Source organism: Deltaproteobacteria bacterium (assembly GCA_016875225.1).
Classification (GTDB): domain Bacteria; phylum Myxococcota_A; class UBA9160; order SZUA-336; family SZUA-336; genus VGRW01.
In genome coordinates this window covers 1-3,035 of record VGRW01000159.1, presented here as the reverse complement: position 1 = coordinate 3,035, position 3,035 = coordinate 1, and the positions used below count along the sequence as shown (strand labels likewise).

The following is a 3,035-nucleotide window of genomic DNA, read 5'->3' as shown; positions in this document are numbered from 1 at the left end:
ACGTTGAACGTGCAGAAGGGCGACACGCTCTGGGGTCGCTACTGGGGCGCGACGCGCGAGGTGCGCAACCTGCACTTCGAGGTCTGCTACTACGCGGCCGTGGAGCACTGCATCGCGACGGGGCTCTCGCGCTTCGAGCCCGGCGCGGGCGGTGACTACAAGCAGATGCGCGGCTTCGACGGCGAGCCCACGTACAGCCTCCACTGGCTCGCCGAGCCGCGCCTGCGCGCGGCCGTCTCCCGCTTCCTCGAGACGGAGCGCGAGCGCACGGTCGGCGGGATCGACTGGCTGCGCGAACACAGCGCGCTGAAGTCGGACTGACGCTCATGAGTCTCGATCCCGGCGTCACGGCTCTGGTGCTGCTCGCGGCGGTCATGCACGCGGGCTGGAACGCCGTCACCAAGTCGAGCCCTGATCGCACGCTCACGCTCGCGCTGGTGCTCGGCACGTCGGCGCTGACCGGCATCGTCGCGTGCTTCTTCGTGCCGTTCCCCGCGCCCGAGTCGCACCCATTCCTGCTCGTGTCGGCCGGCTTCCACGCGCTGTACCAGATCTTCCTCTTGCAGGCGTATCGCTTCGGCGATCTCTCGCACGTGTATCCGATCGCGCGCGGCCTGGCGCCGGTTCTGGTCGCGCTGTTCGCGTCGCTCTTCGCAGCCGAGGTACCCGACGGGATTCAGGCGCTCGGGCTCGGTGTCGCCTCCGCCTCGATCGCGAGCCTCGCGCTCGAGCCGCGCACGCTCGGCCCCGGGGCGACGCGCAGCGTGGTCGCGGCGCTGCTCACCGCGGCGATGATCGGCACCTATACGTTTCTCGACGGTCAGGGCGTGCGCCGCGCCGGCGTTTCCCATGCGTACATCGCCTGGAACATCTGGATGACCTCGATGCCGTTCTGCCTTTTCGTGCTGCTGCGCCGACGTGCTCGCCTGGCCGCGATCCTGCGCACGTCCGAGGGGCTGAAGGGCGTCGCCGCCGGAGTCACCTCGACGGTGGGCTACGGAATCGTGCTCTGGGCGATGGATCGGGGCGCGATGGCGAGCGTCGCGGCGCTGCGCGAGACGAGCGTGGTGTTCGCCGCGCTGATCGGCACGCTCGTGCTCGGCGAGGCGTTCGGCGCGCGGCGGATCTTCGCCGCGCTCGGAGTGGCGCTGGGGGTGATCCTGCTGCAAGCGCACTAGTGGCGTTCAGGCGGACTTCGCGATCGGGCTCCCCTCCGCGGGCAGCTCCGCGGCGATCCGCGCGCGAACCCGCTCGCCGAGCTCTTCTGCGGAGAGATCCGCGAAGCTCTCGGGCTCGATCCGCTCGAGCACGCGCACGCGGATCGGGTGCTTGCCCTGCAGCAGGTAGCCGCGCTTGGGCAGCGCTCGCGACGTGCCGTCGAGGGCGATCGGTACGATCGCGCTCCGCGTTCGCTTGGCCAGCTCGAACGCTCCGGGTTTGAACGCGCGCATTCGCCCGTCGACGGAGCGCGTGCCCTCGGGAAAGATCATCACCGAGCTGCCACCCGCCAGGGCCGCCTCGCAGTCGCGCATCATCTGCACCACGCTCTCGCGCTTTCCGCGCACCAGCTTGATGTACCGGTTCATCGACATGTTCCAGCCGATCAGCGGCACGCGGAAGTTCTCGATCTTCGAGACCCACTTGAAATGGGTGCGCAGCCGGAACAGCACCAGGATGTCGACCAGAGACTGGTGATTCGAGACCATCACGCAGGCGCTGTCGCGCGGCAGATTGTGGCGGCCCTCGATCGTCACCGGCCAGGCCGGATTGAGGCGAGTGTACAGCGAGGCCCAGAAGCAGGTGAAGCGGTGCAGCGCCACCAGCCGCGGATCGAAGGCCACCGTCGCAGCCCAGATCAGGACCGCCACCGGAAACAGCCATAGCGACGACAGGACGAGGAACGTCCAGAACGAGAGCGATAGAACGTGCAGCCCCAGCACGGCCGCATTCTCCGCCTTTTCGAAGGCGCTGAAAAGCCGCCAGTGCTTCCTGTACCCTGCCCGAGGATTCGCCATGGCAGAGCTCAAGATCAGCTTCACGCTCGGCGAGCGCGATCTGCGCCATTTCCGGCGCGAGCTCGCGCGCGCGATGGGCTCGGTGGATCGGGCCAAGGCGGACCAGATCACGGCTGCGGCGGTTTCGCTGCTCGCGCGCGCTCGCGCGGCCGATCCGCCCGACTACGTTCGCGAGCGACTCGACCGGCTCGAGCGCATCGTGCAGATGACGTACGACGCGGAGTGGAGCCTGCCGATCCCGGTGAGGACCCGGATCCTCGCGGCTCTCTCCTATCTCACCGACCCCAATGACCTGATTCCGGACACGGTGCCCGGACTCGGCTTCCTGGACGACGCGATCATGATCGAGCTCGTGAGCGAGCAGCTGCGCCACGAGCTCGACGCGTATCTCGACTACTGCGAGTTCCGCCGCAACGACGATCTCAACGTCTTCCACCGCCAGGGGCAGATCTCGCGCGACGAGCGGCTCGCGAAGAAGCGCGCGGCGCTGCGGGCGCGCATCGCCGCGCGCGAGAAAGTGCCGCCGAAGCGGACGCCGCGTCGCTTCAGTCTCTGGTAGCCGCCTCGGTCAGTTCGCGTCGCTCGGCTCGGAGCCCAGGCGTTGGGCGGGAACGATTCCCTGGCAGCGCGCGTCGTCCTGGAGCGCCTCGATCGCCGGAAGCTTCGCGAGCAGCGCCTTCAGGCGCTCCTGCGCGTCCGGCTCGACCCAGTCGAAGTGCAGCGCGAGCCCCCGCTCGCCGTCGTCGCGAACCACGGACGCGGCGACCAGGAACGGCTCGTCGCGCGCCGAGAGCGCAATCGCGAGTTCCAGCCGGCTGCCGACCTCGAGACCCGCGACGGGCTCGATCCGCATGCCTCGCTCGGAAATGTCACGACACATCACCATGTAGGCGTTGCCGCTCTCCATCGCGGTCAGCTTCTTCGCGTAGCTCGCGCGCCTGTCGAGTCGCGCTGGACGCGGCTCCGGCTCTCCGGGGACGGCATCCGCGGCCAGGAGCGCGGGTCCGAGCACTCGCTTTC

Annotated in this window: 5 protein-coding genes; 3 read left to right on the top strand and 2 right to left on the bottom strand. The window is 69.0% G+C overall.

What is annotated here, in order from left to right; all coding sequences use genetic code 11:
* On the top strand, positions 1–321 hold a 321-nt coding region (locus FJ108_18330; GenBank protein ID MBM4337850.1), incomplete at its 5' end, for a GNAT family N-acetyltransferase.
* A 5-nt stretch (positions 322–326) separates the two neighbouring features.
* Positions 327–1,178, top strand: a complete 852-nt coding sequence (locus FJ108_18325; GenBank protein ID MBM4337849.1) for an EamA family transporter — start codon at positions 327–329, stop codon at positions 1,176–1,178.
* Positions 1,179–1,184: 6 nt separating this feature from the next.
* Here the strand turns inward: FJ108_18325 and FJ108_18320 are convergent, their stop codons facing one another.
* On the bottom strand, positions 1,185–2,015 hold the full coding sequence (locus FJ108_18320) for a 1-acyl-sn-glycerol-3-phosphate acyltransferase (GenBank protein ID MBM4337848.1): 831 nt from the start codon (positions 2,013–2,015) through the stop codon (positions 1,185–1,187).
* Here FJ108_18320 and FJ108_18315 point away from each other — a divergent pair.
* The gene (locus FJ108_18315; protein MBM4337847.1) at positions 2,014–2,574 is read left to right on the top strand and encodes a DUF1232 domain-containing protein; all 561 of its coding nucleotides are present in this window, start codon (positions 2,014–2,016) and stop codon (positions 2,572–2,574) included. The genes FJ108_18320 and FJ108_18315 overlap by 2 nt on opposite strands.
* A 9-nt stretch (positions 2,575–2,583) precedes the next feature.
* Here the strand turns inward: FJ108_18315 and FJ108_18310 are convergent.
* A partial coding sequence (locus tag FJ108_18310; protein MBM4337846.1) for a PilZ domain-containing protein occupies positions 2,584–3,035 on the bottom strand: 452 nt, incomplete at its 5' end.

What these genes read in the sequence shown, in the direction of transcription:
- FJ108_18325 (MBM4337849.1), top strand. Translation starts at nt 327, where the DNA reads ATGAGTCTCGATCCCGGCGTCACGGCTCTGGTGCTGCTCGCGGCGGTC.
- FJ108_18315 (MBM4337847.1), top strand. Translation starts at nt 2,014, where the DNA reads ATGGCAGAGCTCAAGATCAGCTTCACGCTCGGCGAGCGCGATCTGCGC.
- FJ108_18320 (MBM4337848.1), bottom strand. Translation starts at nt 2,015, where the DNA reads ATGGCGAATCCTCGGGCAGGGTACAGGAAGCACTGGCGGCTTTTCAGC.